The 15,292-nt window shown below is 71.0% G+C and carries 17 protein-coding genes; all 17 read right to left on the bottom strand.

Going from position 1 to position 15,292, the window contains the following annotated elements:
- Positions 1-16 precede the first annotated feature (16 nt).
- Positions 17-151: a hypothetical protein gene (locus D7W79_RS46480; RefSeq protein WP_276375448.1), complete on the bottom strand. Its 135-nt coding sequence runs from the start codon at positions 149-151 to the stop codon at positions 17-19.
- A complete protein-coding gene (locus D7W79_RS25770) occupies positions 136-1,368 on the bottom strand; it encodes an NAD(P)/FAD-dependent oxidoreductase (protein ID WP_120528047.1) in 1,233 nt (410 codons plus the stop codon). Before D7W79_RS25770 ends, D7W79_RS46480 begins: the two co-directional genes overlap by 16 nt.
- The gene (locus D7W79_RS25765; protein ID WP_120528046.1) at positions 1,365-3,662 is read right to left on the bottom strand and encodes an MMPL family transporter; all 2,298 of its coding nucleotides are present in this window, start codon (positions 3,660-3,662) and stop codon (positions 1,365-1,367) included. Before D7W79_RS25765 ends, D7W79_RS25770 begins: the two co-directional genes overlap by 4 nt.
- Positions 3,652-4,260 (bottom strand): LolA family protein, encoded by a 609-nt coding sequence (locus D7W79_RS25760; protein ID WP_120528045.1) that lies wholly within the window; start codon positions 4,258-4,260, stop codon positions 3,652-3,654. The genes D7W79_RS25765 and D7W79_RS25760 overlap by 11 nt, the downstream gene beginning before the upstream one ends.
- Positions 4,257-4,676, bottom strand: coding sequence for an acyl-CoA thioesterase (locus D7W79_RS25755; RefSeq protein WP_120528044.1), 420 nt, complete (start codon positions 4,674-4,676; stop codon positions 4,257-4,259). Before D7W79_RS25755 ends, D7W79_RS25760 begins: the two co-directional genes overlap by 4 nt.
- Entirely contained in the window at positions 4,666-6,225 is a 1,560-nt protein-coding gene (locus tag D7W79_RS25750; protein ID WP_120528043.1) for an HAL/PAL/TAL family ammonia-lyase, read from the bottom strand. Before D7W79_RS25750 ends, D7W79_RS25755 begins: the two co-directional genes overlap by 11 nt.
- Complete coding sequence (locus tag D7W79_RS25745) at positions 6,197-7,144, bottom strand: lysophospholipid acyltransferase family protein (protein ID WP_120528042.1); 948 nt, start codon at positions 7,142-7,144, stop codon at positions 6,197-6,199. The genes D7W79_RS25750 and D7W79_RS25745 overlap by 29 nt, the downstream gene beginning before the upstream one ends.
- Positions 7,141-7,878: a glycosyltransferase family 2 protein gene (locus tag D7W79_RS25740; protein ID WP_120528041.1), complete on the bottom strand. Its 738-nt coding sequence runs from the start codon at positions 7,876-7,878 to the stop codon at positions 7,141-7,143. Before D7W79_RS25740 ends, D7W79_RS25745 begins: the two co-directional genes overlap by 4 nt.
- Positions 7,875-9,572: an ApeI family dehydratase gene (locus D7W79_RS25735; protein WP_120528040.1), complete on the bottom strand. Its 1,698-nt coding sequence runs from the start codon at positions 9,570-9,572 to the stop codon at positions 7,875-7,877. The genes D7W79_RS25740 and D7W79_RS25735 overlap by 4 nt, the downstream gene beginning before the upstream one ends.
- Positions 9,565-10,116 (bottom strand): COG4648 family protein, encoded by a 552-nt coding sequence (locus D7W79_RS25730; protein WP_120528039.1) that lies wholly within the window; start codon positions 10,114-10,116, stop codon positions 9,565-9,567. Before D7W79_RS25730 ends, D7W79_RS25735 begins: the two co-directional genes overlap by 8 nt.
- Positions 10,113-10,373, bottom strand: coding sequence for an acyl carrier protein (locus D7W79_RS25725; RefSeq protein WP_120528038.1), 261 nt, complete (start codon positions 10,371-10,373; stop codon positions 10,113-10,115). The genes D7W79_RS25730 and D7W79_RS25725 overlap by 4 nt, the downstream gene beginning before the upstream one ends.
- A gap of 37 nt (positions 10,374-10,410) precedes the next feature.
- Positions 10,411-10,674: a phosphopantetheine-binding protein gene (locus tag D7W79_RS25720; RefSeq protein WP_120528037.1), complete on the bottom strand. Its 264-nt coding sequence runs from the start codon at positions 10,672-10,674 to the stop codon at positions 10,411-10,413.
- On the bottom strand, positions 10,661-11,440 hold the full coding sequence (locus D7W79_RS25715; protein ID WP_120528036.1) for a lysophospholipid acyltransferase family protein: 780 nt from the start codon (positions 11,438-11,440) through the stop codon (positions 10,661-10,663). The genes D7W79_RS25720 and D7W79_RS25715 overlap by 14 nt, the downstream gene beginning before the upstream one ends.
- On the bottom strand, positions 11,433-12,170 hold the full coding sequence (locus D7W79_RS25710; RefSeq protein WP_208729838.1) for a beta-ketoacyl synthase chain length factor: 738 nt from the start codon (positions 12,168-12,170) through the stop codon (positions 11,433-11,435). The genes D7W79_RS25715 and D7W79_RS25710 overlap by 8 nt, the downstream gene beginning before the upstream one ends.
- 356 nt (positions 12,171-12,526) lie before the next feature.
- Positions 12,527-13,186 carry a malonate decarboxylase holo-[acyl-carrier-protein] synthase gene (mdcG, locus tag D7W79_RS25705; RefSeq protein ID WP_120528035.1) on the bottom strand — a complete coding sequence of 220 codons (660 nt, stop codon included), beginning with the start codon at positions 13,184-13,186 and terminating at the stop codon, positions 12,527-12,529.
- Positions 13,187-13,434: 248 nt separating this feature from the next.
- Positions 13,435-14,973, bottom strand: coding sequence for a hypothetical protein (locus D7W79_RS25700; RefSeq protein WP_167497739.1), 1,539 nt, complete (start codon positions 14,971-14,973; stop codon positions 13,435-13,437).
- Positions 14,974-15,057: 84 nt separating this feature from the next.
- Positions 15,058-15,292 (bottom strand): hypothetical protein (locus D7W79_RS25695; protein ID WP_147442048.1); only part of this gene is annotated, 235 nt, incomplete at its 5' end.

The raw sequence follows: 15,292 nt of genomic DNA, 5'->3' as shown, positions 1-15,292 counted from the left end.
CTTATCGTCGGCAGCGTCAGATGTGTATAAGGGACAGGGCCAGGCGCAGCTCCGGCAGGGGCTCGCCAGGGGCGGCGGGCCTCGGCCGGGGCGTGCTGGTGCAGGCCACGAGGCCCGCGACGAGCAGGGCGGGAATCAGGCCGGCGCGCACAGTTCCTCGAGGACGGTCAGGCGCCGCTTGCTGTCCGCGACGTAGGGGTTGTTCTTGTCCCACGCGTAGCCGGCGAGGATGGCGGAGATCATCCGGCGCACGTCCGGGGACGGGTTCGGGTGGAAGATGATGTTCTGGAAGCCGCCCTCGTACCAGGACTCCACGAAGGTGCGGAAGGTGTCCACGCCCGCCTTGAGCGGCTTCGCGTACTCGTTCTCCCAGTCCACCTTCTCCCCGGCGAACGCCCGGGCGATGCAGGCCGACGCGAGGCTCGCGGACTTGAAGGCGATGGTGACGCCCGAGGAGAACACCGGATCCAGGAACTCGCCCGCGTTGCCCAGCAGCGCGAAACCCGGGCCCCAGAGCGACTTCACGTTGGCCGCGTAGCCGGTGAGCTTGCGCGTGGGCGTGTCCCAGACCGCGTCCTTCAGCAGGTTCTGCAAGGACGGCGCTTCCTTCACGATGGCCTGCAGCCGCTCCGTGTCCGTGCCGGTGTACTGGTCCAGGTATTCCTTCTTCGCGACCACGCCGAGCGAGCAGCGGCCGCCGGAGAAGGGGATGGTCCAGTACCAGACGTGCACGTGTTCCGGGTGCGTGGTGACGCGGATCTTGTTCCGGTCGAAGGTGCCCACGGGGATGCGGTCCTCCACGTGGGTGAAGATGGCGCCGCGCACGGGGAAGTTGGACGGCGTCTCCAGATTCAGCATGCGGGGCAGCACGCGGCCGAAGCCGCTCGCGTCCAGGATGAAGCGCGCCTGCACGCGGTACGTCTCACCTTCGGGCGGGCGCACCGTCACCTCCGGCTTCTCGCCGGAGAAGTCCACGGTCAGCACCTCGTGGCGGAAGCGCACGGTGGCGCCCTTGCGCTCGGCGGCCTGGGCCAGCACGTGGTCGAAGTGGCCGCGCTGCACCTGGTAGGTGGTGCCCCAGCCGGGGCTGAACTTGTCGCGGAAGTCGAAGTCCGTGTAGCGCCCGGCACGCTCGAAGGCCGCGCCGTTCTTGAACTGGAAGCCCGCCTCCACCACGTCCTGAAGAAAGCCGGCCTCCTCGATGTACTGCATGCTCTGCGGCAGCAGGCTCTCGCCAATGGAGAAGCGGGGGAACTGCTCGCGCTCCAGCACGAGGACGTCGCGCCCCTGCTTGCGAAGGAGGCCCGCCGCGACGGAGCCCGCGGGGCCCGCGCCGATGATGAGGATGTCCGCTGATTCAGTCTTCAATGTGTACCTTTCCCGGGTGGGAGTCGAAAACAAGGGGTGAGGATCCAGATGGCGACCTCGCCCACCAGCATGGCGAGGCCGAACGAGCGCAGCGCGGGCGTGGCGGACAGGCCCAGGAGCCCGAAGGACAGGAGCGTGCTCACGCCGGCCAGCGCCACCGCGAGCCACGCGGAGCCGTCACCGGGGTGCTCCAAAAGGAAGATGCCGTAGTCCACGCCCATGCCCAGCAGAAGCACCAGCCCCAGCACGGTGAACAGCTGCAGCGGCGCGCCCGCCCAGCCGAAGAGGGCGAGCGTCAGGAGCGTGCCCAGCACGGACGGAACCCACGCGCGCCAAGCCTGGCGGCCGAAGCGGGCCACCAGCGTGAGCAGCACCGCGATGTAGCCCGCGACGATGAGCCCACCCATGATGCGGCGGTAGCGGCTGAGCAGGCCTGAAATCTCCGCCGTCTTGTCCACCCAGCGGATGCCCTCCAGGCCGTGCGCCACCTCTTCCAGGCGCGGCAGCACCTTGGGGTCGTTGAGGCCGCGCAGCATGAGGACGCTGTACTGCGCCTTGCCCAGCGTCCCCAGCCACTGCTGCCGGATGGCGCCCGAGGCGGGCCCGGAGAGGAAGTGCGAGGGCGTGAGCGGTTCGGGGGAGAACGCGGCGCGCGTGGGCGCTTCACCGGTGGAGGCGCTGACGGCGGCGACCGCCTGGGCTTCCGCGCGGGCGCTCAGGGCCGCGTCCTCGCGCTGCTGCGCCTCGGACGGGAGCCAGTCGGACACGGCGCGGTAGCCCGCGAACACCTTCTGGGCCACCAGCGCGTCCAGCTTCGTCTTCAGCACGGCCTCGCGCGCGAGCACCTGTTCGTCGCTGTCGCCCTGCACGAGGAAGAACTGCGCCGGGCTGGGCAGTCCCAGCAGGCGCCCCAGCTCCCGCTGATCCGCGATGAGGTTCGCGGGCGCGCCCTGCAGCTGGCGCAGGTCGTCCCGGGGCTCCAGCTTCCAGATGCCCACGGCCACGAGCACCGTCAGGACCGCGCCGGAGGCCCACCAGGCCGGAGTGGAAGCGACGCGCGGCCAGCGGGTGATGGACGCGGAGAAGCGCTCGGAGAACGACGTGACGGGCAGGGCGCCCGTGTCCAGGGACGGGAACCAGCACACCACGGTGAGGAACGCGGCGGTGAGGCCGGCGGCGGAGAAGACCGCCATCTGCCGCAGGCCCGGGAAGGGCGCGACGCCCAGCGCCAGGTACGCCACCACGCTGGTGACGAGCGCGAGCACCATGCCGGGCAGGAGCGAGCGCATCACCGGACCGCGCTCCGACGGGGCCTTGCCCTGGCGCGCGGCGAAGTAGTGGAAGCCGTAGTCCTCCGCCACGCCCACCAGGCTGGAGCCGAAGACGAGCGTGAGCAGGTGCACCCGCTCGAAGACGAGCGCGGTGACGGTGAGCGCCACCGCGCAGCCCAGCGTGAGGGACAGTCCCACGAGCACGATGGGCCGCAGCGAGCGGAAGGTGAGCCAGACGAGGATGAGCACCGCCGCCAGCGACCCGAAGCCGATGGTGGACATCTCCCAGCTCGCCTGCGCGGCGGCGGCCTCCGCGTACAGCGGCACGCCCGCGGCCACGAGCCGCCCGCCGGGCACCGTGGCCGCCACCTTCGCCCGCGCCTGCTCCACCGTGGCGGTGACGCGCGAGCCGTCCCCCAGCGCGAAGGCGGACACCTTGCTCTTCCACATGAGGAGCACCCACTCGCGCCCCTCGCCGGACAGCCACATCCGTCCGTCGCGGGGCCGGGCGGACGTCTCCGCCGCGCGGGCCTGCCACCAGTCCTGCCAGAGGCCCAGCGGATCCGCGTTCCAGTCCGTCAGCTGCGCGCCCGCGGGCTGGTACAGCTTCATCAGCGCCGTGCCGCCCAGCTCATCCGGCGTCGCGTGCGCCAGCCACTTTCGCTGCGTGGGCGTGAGCAGCCGATCGCGATAGGGCCGGTAGAAGTCCACCGCCTGGTCCAGCGCGGAGGTGTCCACCATCGCCGGCTCCAGCAGATCCGCGGCGCCTGAGAGCACGCGCGAGGCTTCATCCGCGGCGCGCTGCGCGGACGGCCAGTCCTTGGCGCCCACCAGCAGCACCACCTGCCGGCCGGCGTCGTCCGCGAGCTTGCGCGTGGCGGCGTCCACCTCCGGCGCCTGCTCGTCCTCCGGTAGGAGCGCGAGCACGTCGGTGTCCAGGCTCGCGGAGCGCCAGAACTGGACCTGGTGCACGCCCACGGCGAGCACTACCAGCGCCCAGAGGATGGCCAGCTTATTTGCCAAGGCGTTCCGCTTCCGTGGCATCGGGGGGCGGCGTCTGCGCCAGCTGCTCGAACGTGATGACGCTGCTGTCGCCGCGCGTCTCGTCCAGCTGCACCTGGCGCACGTACCCGTCACCCTCCAGGTGGATGTGCTTGAAGACGCGCGCGAGCCCCGCGTCCGTGGGCACGAGCTCCAGCTTCCAGCCGGCGTCGCCCACGAGCGCGCCCTCCACCTTGAAGCGCTTCTGGAGCGACGCGACGTCGCCCGACAGCAGCGCGAAGAGCAGCTCGTTCACCGCCGCCAGCGCGGGCTCCTTGGTGGAGTCCAGGTGGTAGGCCGCGCCGCCCGTGCCCTGCTGCGCGCTCAGCGACTTGCGCGTGAGCGTCAGGGTGGAGGCGAACGGCGTGCGCGTGTTCCAGAGCACGCCCTGGTCTCGCGCGAGGAGGAAGTCCCCCTTGGACACGAGCGGCTTCTTGAAGCCCGCGACGGTCTTCTTCTGTTCGAACTGGCCGCGCACCAGCGGCGCGTCCACCAGCCGCGCGCGCACGTCCTTCACCAGGTCCGCCGCGTGAGCGCTCACGGACAGGAGCGACACCATCAACACGAGGAAGGGCTTCATCCCGGCCACACTCCCAGCTTCTTCCAGAGGACTTCCGGGCAGACGTACTGCATCTCGCCCGTCTTCAAGGACACGGCCACCTGGAGCGTGTGCGCCTGGTTCACCTTGCGCCCGGTGTCCGCGTCGCGCAGCAGGTAGTCGAAGCGAAGGCGGTTCTCCCACTCCGTGATTTCCGCGCGCACGATGATGCGCTGCTTGTAGGAGATGGGGGACACGTACTTGAGCTTCATCTCCACCACGGGCCAGCCGTACCCGGACTCGCGCATCTGCGGCCAGTCGTAGTCGTGCTTGCGCAGGATGACGGCGCGCGCCAGCTCCAGGTACTTCACGTAGTGGCCGTGCCAGACGATCTCCATCATGTCGAGGTCGTGGAACGGCGGGTCGATCTCCAGCTCGCAGCTCAGGTCAGGCTTCATGCAGCCTCCACTCGCGGCGGCGGATGGCGGTGATGAGGCCCTGCAGCTCGCCATCCAGCGCGCGGTCCTCCACCAACAGGGGGATGCGCGCCTCCAGGTCCGCGTGCATCGCGGCCATCGCGGGGCCGGGCTTCGCGTCCGCGTCCAGCCGCTGGCGCAGCGTGACGCCCTGGCGCGCGGCGATGAGCATGGCCGCGGCCACCTGCTCCGTCAGCTCCAGCACGCGCAGGCAGTCGCGCGCGGCGATGGTGCCCATGCTCACCTTGTCCTGGTTGTGGCACTCGGTGGAGCGGGAGAAGACGGACGCGGGCATGGTCTGCTTCAGCGCTTCGGCCGTCCACGCGGAGACGCTGATCTGCGCCGCCTTGAGGCCGTGGTTGATGGCCGCGCGGGCGCCGGTGGACGCGGAGAGGTTCGCGGGCAGTCCGTGGTTGAAGCGCGGGTCCACCAGGAGCGCGAGCTGCCGGTCCAGCAGGTCCGCCACGTTGGCCACCGCGTTCTTCAGCCCGTCCATGGCGAAGGCGATGTGGCCGCCGTAGAAGTGGCCGCCGTGCAGCACCCGCTCGCCGTCGGGGTCGATGAGCGGGTTGTCGTTGGCGCTGTTGAGCTCGTTCTCGATGAGCGTCCGGAAGTACGGCAGCGCGTCCTCCAGCACGCCGATGACGTGCGGCGCGCAGCGCAGCGAGTACCGGTCCTGGAGCCGCTGCTCGTTGCGCGGCGGCCGGTCCGATACCAGGTCCGCGCGCAGCCGGGCCGCCACGCGCTGCTGGCCGGCATGGGGCTTCGCCGCGAAGAGCGTCTCGTCGAAGTGGTGCGCGTTGCCGGCGCTCGCCAGCACGTTGAACGCGGTGAGCCGCGTGGAGAGGCGCGACAGGTACTCCGCCCGCTCCCATGCCAGGCACGCCAGGGCCGTCATCACGGCGGTGCCGTTCATGATGGCCAGGCCTTCCTTCGGCCGCAGCTTGAGGGGCGCGATGCCCAGCTCCTTCAACACCTGCGCCGCGGGCTTGCGCTCGCCCCGGTGCCACACGTCGCGCTCGCCGCAGAGCACCGCCGCCACGTAGGACAGGGGCGTCAGGTCGCCGGACGCGCCCACGGAGCCTTCCGCTGGAATCATTGGCAGCACGTCGTGCTTGAGCAGCAGCTCCAGCTGGGTGAGCAGCGGCACGCCCACGCCGGAGAAGCCCTGCGACAGCGACGCCAGCCGCGTGGCCAGCACCGCGCGCGTCTCCTCCGGCGTGAGGAACCGGCCCGCGCCGATGCCGTGGTACGTGTAGAGGTGGTGCGGCAGCTCCGCGACCAGCGCGGGCGGAATGGACACCGTCACGGAGTCGCCGTAGCCGGTGGTGACGCCGTAGATGACGCCGTCCTCCGCCAGCAGCCGGTCCAGGAACGCGGCGCCCTTGGCGATGCGCTGGCGGAAGGCCGGGGCCGGGCTCAGCTCCGCCGGGCGCTCGCGGCGCGACAGGGCGCCCACATCCTCGAGCGTCAGCCGGGTGCCGTCGAAGCGGACCGGGGTGTCAGACAGTTGGGGGCTTCGCGGAGACATGCACCTGATCCCAGAAGGGAAAGAAGTTGAACCAGTCGTAGGGCGCGCGCGTCAGGAGCGCCGTCACCCGGGCGGCGTAGTGGCGCGCGCAGTCGGTGAGCGCGGCCTCGCGCTTGCCCCGGGGCAGCACGACGCGCTCGAAGAGGCGCTCGAAGTGGATGGTGTAGCCGTCGCCCTCATGGATGCAGCCCAGCAGGTAGAGCGGACACTTGAGCAGCGCCGCCAGCACGTACGGGCCCACCGGAAATGGCGCCGGGTGGCCGAGGAAGTCGACGCTCACGGTCTGGCTGGAATTCACCGGGATGCGGTCGCCCGCGATGACCACGAACTCGCCCGCCTCGACGCGCTCGTTCAGCGCGACGGCGGTGGCCGGGCCCATGTCCGTCACTTCCATCAGCCGGAAGTCGTTCTCCGGGTTGAGGCGCTTGAGCAGGCGGTTGAACTGCTCCGCGTGCAGCGTGTGCACCAGGATGTTGAGCTTCACCTCGCCCCGGCGCTCCGCCATGGTGCGGCACAGCTCCAGGCAGCCCATGTGCGCGGTGACGATGACGCCGCCCCTGCCCGACTTCGCCGCCTCGTAGAGCTCCTCGCGGCCTTCGGTGCGCACGCGCTCGAAGCGGTAGCGGCCGCTCACCGCGAGCAGCTTGTCCAGCATGGTCTCCGCGAACATCAGCACGTGGCGCACGCTGTCGCGCCAGTGGGGCGCTCTGCCCAGGCCCCCCGTCGCGGCCTGCATCCGCTCCAGGTACTCGCGCGACGCCTGACGCAGCGCCGGCCGCCGCAGCCAGTTCACCAGCACCACCGGATAGAGGCAGGCGCGGAACGGCCAGCGGCCCAGCAGCCGGTGGATCCAATACAAGAGCCAGATGCCAGCGACGAAGGTGGTCTCCCCCATCTCCGCCCAGTGGCGGGACTTCATTTCGCCACCTTCCGCCAGAGGAGCACGGGCAGCCGTCCCAGCATCCCGAAGAAGAGCCGGGCGTGCATGCCGGAGATGCGCACGTTGTCCCAGAGCACGTCGAAGTGGGAGATGCCGTCGGTGGGGTAGCGCACCTGGGTGGGCTGGTTGAGGATGTGCATGCCGCGCCAGAACAGGCGCACCAGCACCTCCACGTCGAAGTCCATCCGCTTGCCAATCTTCACCGAGTCGATGAGCGCCACGGTGGGCTTGAGCGGATACACGCGGAAGCCGCACATGGAGTCGCGGATGGCGAACGACAGCGTGTTGATCCACACCCAGATGTGCGTGGCGTAGCGGCCGTACAGCCGGCCCTTGGGCACGGACTCGTCGTAGACGGGCGTGCCGCACACCAGCGTGTCCGGCTGCGACTTCGCCAGCGCCAGGAAGCGCGGGATGTCGTTGGCGTTGTGCTGGCCGTCCGCGTCGATTTGAAGCGCGTGGCTGTAGCCGCGCTCCAGCGCCGCGCGCAGGCCCGCCATCATCGCGCCGCCCTTGCCCTCGTTCTGGGGCAGGCGGACCACCGCCACGTGCTCGCTGTCCTCGCGCGCCAGGCCGTCCAGCACCGCCGCGCAGCCGGGCTCGCTGCCGTCATCCACCAGCACGCAGGGCAGCCCGTGGCCGCGAACGGCCTTCACCACCGCGCCCACGGCCTCGCCGTGGTTGTAGACCGGAATCACCGCGCAGACCTTCATCCGACCGCTCCCCCCAACACGATGCGGCCACTGGCGTGCGAGCCCGCGGCCGACGTCAACTTGAACCCCAGCCGCCCGGACTCCTTCGCCCAGGTGAGCTCCACCGTCAGCTGCGTGCCGGGGGTGATGACCTGCTGGAACTTCAGCGTCTCCAGCCGGAGGAAGTCCGGCGGCAGCGCGAAGTGCTCGCGGCCCAGCAAGAGCGCCCACTCCACTTGCACGACGCCGGGCAGGATGGGCGAGCCCGGGAAGTGCCCGTCGAAGTACGGCGAGTTCGCGGGGACCTCCACCTCCAGCAGCGCGCGTTCGCCGGAGCGCTCCAGCACGCGGAACGGGGGACGCTTCGGGTCGAAGAGGGCGGCGAGCGCCGCCTCGGTGGATTTGCCCTGGGAGTTGACCGGCATGGCCTCCAGATACCGGAACCGGCGCGGCAAGGCACTGGACTCGAAATGCGGGGCCAGCTTCTCGCGCAGCGCCTGGCTGAGGGACCGCCTGCCCCCCGACTCCTGGAGCCGCCAGCCTTCCGCGTCCGGCACGCCCACCACCGCGAGAATCACCCGGTGCCCTTCGGTGAGGGGCAGCACCCGGGCCTCGCGGAGCAGCCCGCCGGCCACCAGCGTGCGCTCCATGGCGGAGAGCGACACGCGCTTCTCCTCGAGCTTGAGCAGCCGGTCGCGGCGCCCCAGCAGCTCGAAGCCGCCCGGCACGGGCCGCGCGCGGTCCTCCGTGGTGAACCAGTCGTCCGCGGGCAGGTGCGGCGAGCGGACTCGGAGGGCGTCCTCGTCGGCGCGCACCTCCACGCCCGGCATCGTGCGCCATGAAGCGCTGTCATCCGTGTCGCGCCGGCGCCACGCGACGCCGCCCGTCTCCGAGCTGCCGTAGACCTCCACCGGTGCCCGGCCCAGCAGGTCGCGGCAGGCCTGGAGCGCTTCGGGGGTGAGCGGACCGCCGGAGGAGAACAGCCCGCGCAGGTTCCCGCGCACGGAGGCCCAGTCCAGCGTCGCCGGCAGCCGCTTCAGGTGCGCGGGGCTCGCCACCAGCAGGCCGGGCCCGGCCTGGAGCGCGGCCAGGATGTCCTCCGGATAGGGCAGGGCGTGCGCGTCGAACGGGCGGCCCGACGTCAGCGGCCACAGCACCCGGAACAGCAGGCCGTAGATGTGCTGGTGCGACACGGTGGCCAGCACCGGCACGTCCCCCGCCTCCGCGTCGAACAGCGCGCCCAGCGTGGCCACCTCGCTGGACAATTGCGACAAGCGCTTGGGGATGGCGGTGGGCTCCCCGCTGGAGCCCGACGTGTAGACGACCAGCGCCGCGAGCCCGGGCGAAAGCGGCTCGAATGCGGGGGCGGTCCCACCCATGGCTGGCGTCAGGGCCGTCAGTCCCTGGGGGGCCCGGCCCGCGAAGCCGTCCACGTGGGCCTTCAGCGCATCCAGCGTGGCGGGGCGCGCGTCCGCGGGCAGGTAGACGCACGCGCCCGCGTGCCAGGCGCCCAGCAGCGCGGTGGCGAAGTCGAAGGTGTCCTCGGTGAAGAGGGCGTAGCGCTGGCCGCCGTGCGCCGCGAACGCCGCGCGCCAGCCGGCGACCCTGGCGCGGAGCGCACCGAAGTCCCGCATGCCGTCCTCGCACCGGGCCACGGTGTGCCCGGAAGGACGGCCGTGGGCGAGGAGGTGTTCGAGCGCAAGCGGCTCAGCCATGGGCGTGCCGTGCGCGCACCCGCTGCCGCACCACCCACTCGCCCGCGAACAGCAGGCCCATGAGGCCGTAGGCGATGAGGCCGTTGTAGAGCGCCCAGGTCGCGTCGCTCGCGAAGAGCGCCGTGGTGAACGCGAGCGTGCCGTTGAGGACGAAGAAGCCGCACCACACCTGCGTCACCCGGCGCGTGTAGGCCACGCCCGACGGCGGCAGGTCCTTCTCCCGGATCCGCGCCAGGCGCTCGATGACGCTGGGCGGATACACCAGGCTGGTGAGGAATACGGTGAGCAGCACCGCGTTCACCAGCACCGGATAGAGCTTCAGGGGCAGCGCGTGGTTGCCCAGCATGCTGGAGCCCGCGAGCACCAGGGCGCCCACGGCCGCCGCGAGCCACATCTTCTCCCGCGTGGCCACCGCGCGCACCACCGCCATGGCCGCCAGGGGCAGCGCCATCCAGCGGGGCTCGAAGTGGCCCAGGCCCAGATAGACGAGCGGCGGGTAGGCGAGGCTCACGAGCCCCAACAGCACCGGACGCAGACGCTTCACGCTGCGGCGGAGTCGCTGCCGAGCAGCCCGTACAGCGCGTCCACCACGTCCTGCAGCGTGCGCACGGAGCGGAACACCTCCGGCGGAACGCGCTGGCCGGCCACCGGCTTCAGGCGCACCAGCAGGTCGATGGCGTCAATGCTGTCGATGTCGAGGTCGTCGTGCAGCCGCGCCTCCGGGATGATGCGCGACGGCTCGATGTCGAAGGTTTCCTGGAGGATGGCGCTCAGGCGCTCGAACAGCTCGTGCTTCGTCATGGGGTGATTCCTCACTTTTGGGTTTTAAAGGGGAGCTTCAGGACCGGGTGCGGTGGGTGCTGACGAAATCCGCGAGTGCTCGAACGCTGGCGAAGTGGCGGCGATTCTCCTTGGAGTCGCTGGCCAGCACGACGCCATAGGACTTCTGCAACGCGAGGCCGAGCTCCAGGGCATCAATGGAGTCCAGCCCCAGCCCTTCGACGAACAGAGGCGCCGCCGGATCGATGTCCTCCGGCTTGAGGTCCTCGAGGTTCAACGTCTCGATGACCAGACGCTTTATTTCCTGCTCAAGCTCCAACATGTTCCTGGCTCCCCCTGGAGAAATGGTCGTGCAAACGGGTGGTGAGCTGGCGCGCGGCCTTCGCCGCCTCGCCCGCGTCCACATCCTGGGACGACACGTGGATGTCGTCCTCCACGCGGATGAAGTAGTGCATGGGCTTTTCGGGCACCTTCCACCAGGGCGTGCCCTTGGTGAGGCCCCGAGGCTCGCAGCGGATGATGACCGGCGTGATGTCGCAGGGGCCGCGCACCGCGATGTTGGCGGCGCCGCGCTGCAGCTGCATGGTCCCGTCGAGCGGCGTGCGCGAGCCCTCCGGGAAGATGATGAGGTTGTTGCCGGCCTTCACGGACGCGATGCAGTCCTGGATGAGCCCGGGCCCGGAGTCGTTGCACAGATAGCGCGTGGCCCGGATGGGGCCGCGCGTGAACGGGTTGTTCGCCAGGCTCGCCTTCACCACGCAGTCCGCGTTGGGGACCAGCGAGATGAGGAACACCACGTCGATGAGCGACGGGTGGTTGGCCAGGATGAGCAGCCCGGAGCGCGCCAGCTTCTCCACGCCTTGCAGCTCGTAGCGCAGCACGCCCAGGAAGCGCATGTAGCCGATGAAGAAGCGGAACGTGTGGTGCACCGCGAGCCGCGCCAGCCGCTGCTGCCGCTTCGGCTCCCGCACGAGGAGCTGGAGCAACGGGAAGTAGAGCAGGCGCAGCGCCAGCCCGCCCAGCCCGAAGGTGGCGAAGGACAGCCCGGTGGCGAAGATGCGCCACAGCCGGTTGAGCTTCTCAAGCATGCCGTTCCCACCGCCAGCGCCGGGGACCCGCGGCGTGCTCCCACCGCGAGGCTCCGGAGACGAGGAAGCGCAGGGCGCGCAGGTCCGCCGGCAGGGCGTCCGGCGCTTCCGGCGTGACGGGCGCGTCCGAAGGTCCGGTCGCGCAGCCCAGGCGGATGGCGTCCGCGCCCGTGCTGGCCGAAAGGAGGCAGGCCCACGCGTGCGGGAACGCCACGTCCCGGGAGAAGTGCTCCCACGGGGTGGGCACGGGCTCGTCGTAGACGACGACCATCACCCGGGGGACGCCGTCGGACAGCAGGCCGCACGCCTCCGTGAAGGCGGCCTCCACCGTCTCCTCACCCGCGGCGATGGCGCTGTAGGAGGACGTGTCCCCCCGCGCGATGGAGTAGAGCGCGCCGATGGCGTTGTGCACCGACAGGCTGAAGGACGTGGGGGACAGCGGCTCCGAGCGCGCCAGCTGCGTCAGGAGCTCCACAGAGCGGCCCAGGTCCCCGTAACGCGACGCGAAGAGGACCGGCGCGTCCGGCGCGTCCACGTGCGTGTCGTAGGCCGCCTGTAACGCGATGCGCCCCAGCCGGTCCACCCGGCGGCGCATCATCGCGGGCATCGCGGAGAGCGCGGGCGTACCGTCGGCCGGGAGCGGGTGAGGCGTCGCGAGCCACGTTTCCCAGGAAGCAGGGTTGACGAGGCCGGGGGCCCAGGCGGCCCAGCGCTGTACGGAGAATCCCATCATCATCGTGACGGGAGGCCCCCAAGCGCTCCCAAAGACAACCTTTACCAAACCATTCACAGGGAGACAATTGGCCCCCCCGCCCAAGCAGCCGGGACGCAGGGCGTCCGTCCCTCCGCCTGCCCTGCGGTCGCCGCAACCCCACGGACTTGTTGACGAAACATGCAACGGTATCTCCGCTTTCAGGCTCTTGCAGGTTTGTCCAGGGGGGCGCGCCTTCGGCAATCCCGCAGGTCTGAAAAAACCCTGCGAGGCATTCGGAGTGGCGGGTGGAAACGGGTCGTGGCCGCGCGCTGCGTGACGTGTCACTGGCCGCGTGTATTCACGCGGAGCGTGTCGCCGGGCCTGGGACTCGCCTAGGACTCGGAAGGAAAGAGGGCGCGCAGTTCGCGGAGCGTGCGGGGGCTGGCGCCTCGGGGGCCGGTGACCCAGATGCGCTCGGGCTCCAGCGCGAGCTCGCGCCAGGACACGGCGCCGCCGTCGGGCAGCAGCACCTCGCCGTCCAGGCGCACCACCGAGTGGCGCCGGGACACCGCCTCCAGCCCGAACAGCAGCCGCTCCACGTCCGACCAGCGCGCGGGCGTGAAGAGCAGATCCACGTCCGACAGCGGCCGCACGAAGGGCACGCCCGAGCGGTGCTGCCAGGCCAGCGAACCGAACACGCCCACCGTCAAGTCGAGCGCGGTGCCCAGGGCGATGACGTCGTCCAGCGCGGGTCTCCAGGCGTCGGGGGCGGAGGGGCGCGCCTCCTGCACCGTGGGCGGCGGCAGCCGGCGCTCCACCGCGGGCAGGGCCACGTGCAGCGACAGGTGGCGGCGGTCAGGCAGGGTGAGCGTCAAGCGCAGCTCGTCGTCCCGGTCCGGGATGTCCTGGCGGGCGACGGCGAAGGGCCGGCCCTGCTCCCGCCACGCGGTCGCGTGCACGACGACATCCGGGAGCAAAGGGGAGCGCAGCTGCTCCGCCCAGCCGGCGCCCAGGTACACCCAGTCATGCCGCACCGGACGGTCACCGTCCATCAGCGGGCGTCTCCTCGGGCCGGGTGCAACACGGGCCTCCTTCCGCGACGTGGGACGGGGCCACCCCCGGGGCTCGCGGTCGCGGAAGGGGAACGGAGGACGTCACTCCCCGATTCATTACCCGGATTCACGCGTCCGGTGGGGCCCAACCTGCACGACGCAGCGCGAGAGCCCCCTCGTCTGGTGCTTCTCCCCGGAAATCCGGGTGGGAGCCGCGCGCACGCGTGGGGCCTTCCTGACGCGGGGCGCTAGCGGGGCTTCTGGAGGATGGGGTTCACGGCGCTCACGTGCTGGCGGCGCATGTCGATGAGGATGTCGTAGTTGCGCGGCTCCGGGGCGACGGGGCCGGCGGCGAAGCGGTAGAGGCCGCTGACGTCGCGCTCCCGGGGGAAGCGCTCCTTCACCAGGGCCTTGAGCATCTCCTTGGCCACCCACTCCGCGTCCACGGAGACGGAGCCGAACTCGTCCAGGTAGTGGAACGGCGCGGTGGAGTCCGACTGCCGGGCGGTGAGGACGAAGACGCGCGGCTTCCTGTCCGGGACGACGAGGCTGGCGCCCTCTTGCATCACCGCCAGCTCCCGGCCCTGGGGCAGGGCGAACAGCTCCAGGGACTGCTCGTGCGCGAGCAGGGCGCTGAAGGCCACGAACGCGGTGAGCAGCGCCGTGGCCATGCGCGGGCCATGCTTCGGCCAGATGGTGCCCAGGTTCACCAGCGACGCGGCGAAGAACACGGCCCACACGCCGGTGAGCGCGTTGAGCGTGCGATAGGTGGGCCACCGCTCCCCGGCGAGGAAGCTCACCGAGTACGCCGCGCCCGACAGCGTCACCAGCGCCAGCAGCCATCGCCCCACGCCCACGGGCCCCGAGCGGCGCCCCTCCACGGCGACCCCCACGCCCAGCAGCGTCAGCGTCAGCACCACCATGGTCCAGTAGCCGTCCATGTCGCCCACCGGCGCCTCGTTGAGCGCGGACAGCGCGAGCGCGTTGGGGAACACGTGCGTGAGCGCCCAGACGGTCTTGTCCACCCAGTGCTTCTCGAAGGTGAGCCGGGGCGAGGGCGGGAAGACGCCCGCCTTGAACAGCACCTGCGTGACGACGTACGCGAGCGTCAGGCCCGCGCCCATCACCAGCAGGTGCTTGAGCATCCAGCGCGCGGTGTCCTTCAGCGACACGTCGCGGTGCACCACCAGCGACGCCGCCAGCAGCACCGCGGAGAACAGCCCGCTCACCTGATAGATGAGCGTCGCGGTGGCCATGCTGCCCACCGCGGCCAGCGCGAACGGCCACCGGACGGGGGCGTCCTCGCCGGGCGGGCCCATGGCGCGGCGGGCGAAGGCGAAGGCGCCCAGGCCCAGCATCAGCGCCACCGCCTGCGGCCAGCAGATGCTCCAGTTGGCGACCACCTGCGCGGACGGCGTCACCGTGAGGAACCCCGCCAACAGCGCCGCGGAGCCCGTCCGCCAGCCCTCCCTGCGCAGGAGCAGGAACACCGCCGCGGCGAGCACGCCCAGGCCGGCGACGCCCAGCAGGCGCAGCCCCATCAGCCCGTCGATGCCTCCGGCCGCCTTCGCGGACGCCTCCAGCATCCAGCCGTAGAGCGGGCGGCCCTGCGAGGCGCAGACGCGGAGGATCTTCCCCGGCTCCTCGCGCGCCTCCCGCAGGATGGCGTAGTCGTCACGCAGGCCATACCGGTGGATGACCGCGCTCCAGTAGATGAGCCAGGGAAGCAGGAGCAGCAGGGCCACGGTGCCGGGAACCACCAGCGCGCGCGGCGTGGGACGCTTCATCAACGAGAAGACCATCGAGGTTGACGCAACGTAGCAGAAGCCTCCCCACGCTTCCGGATGAACCGGGACACGACAACGTTCCAGTCACGGTGACAAGGGCGGGGCTCCAACCACTTCCGGGGCCTCACCGAACTCCGGGCCCGTGGGCTCCCGGATGACGTTGAGCACGGGCCGGGCGTCCTCGAGGGACGGGGTGAAGAGGGAGGGCTGGTCGGGGTCCGCGAACACCGTGGCGAAGTCCTCCGGGGCGAGGCCGCGCGCGAGCCGGGCCGCGAACGAGTCCTTGAGCAGGCGCACGTAGTACTCGACGTCGTAGTCG

It is taken from the genome of Corallococcus exercitus, assembly GCF_003611585.1.
Taxonomy (GTDB): domain Bacteria; phylum Myxococcota; class Myxococcia; order Myxococcales; family Myxococcaceae; genus Corallococcus; species Corallococcus exercitus.
Note: the sequence above shows the minus strand (reverse complement) of the source record. Positions and strands in the feature narration are given on the sequence as shown.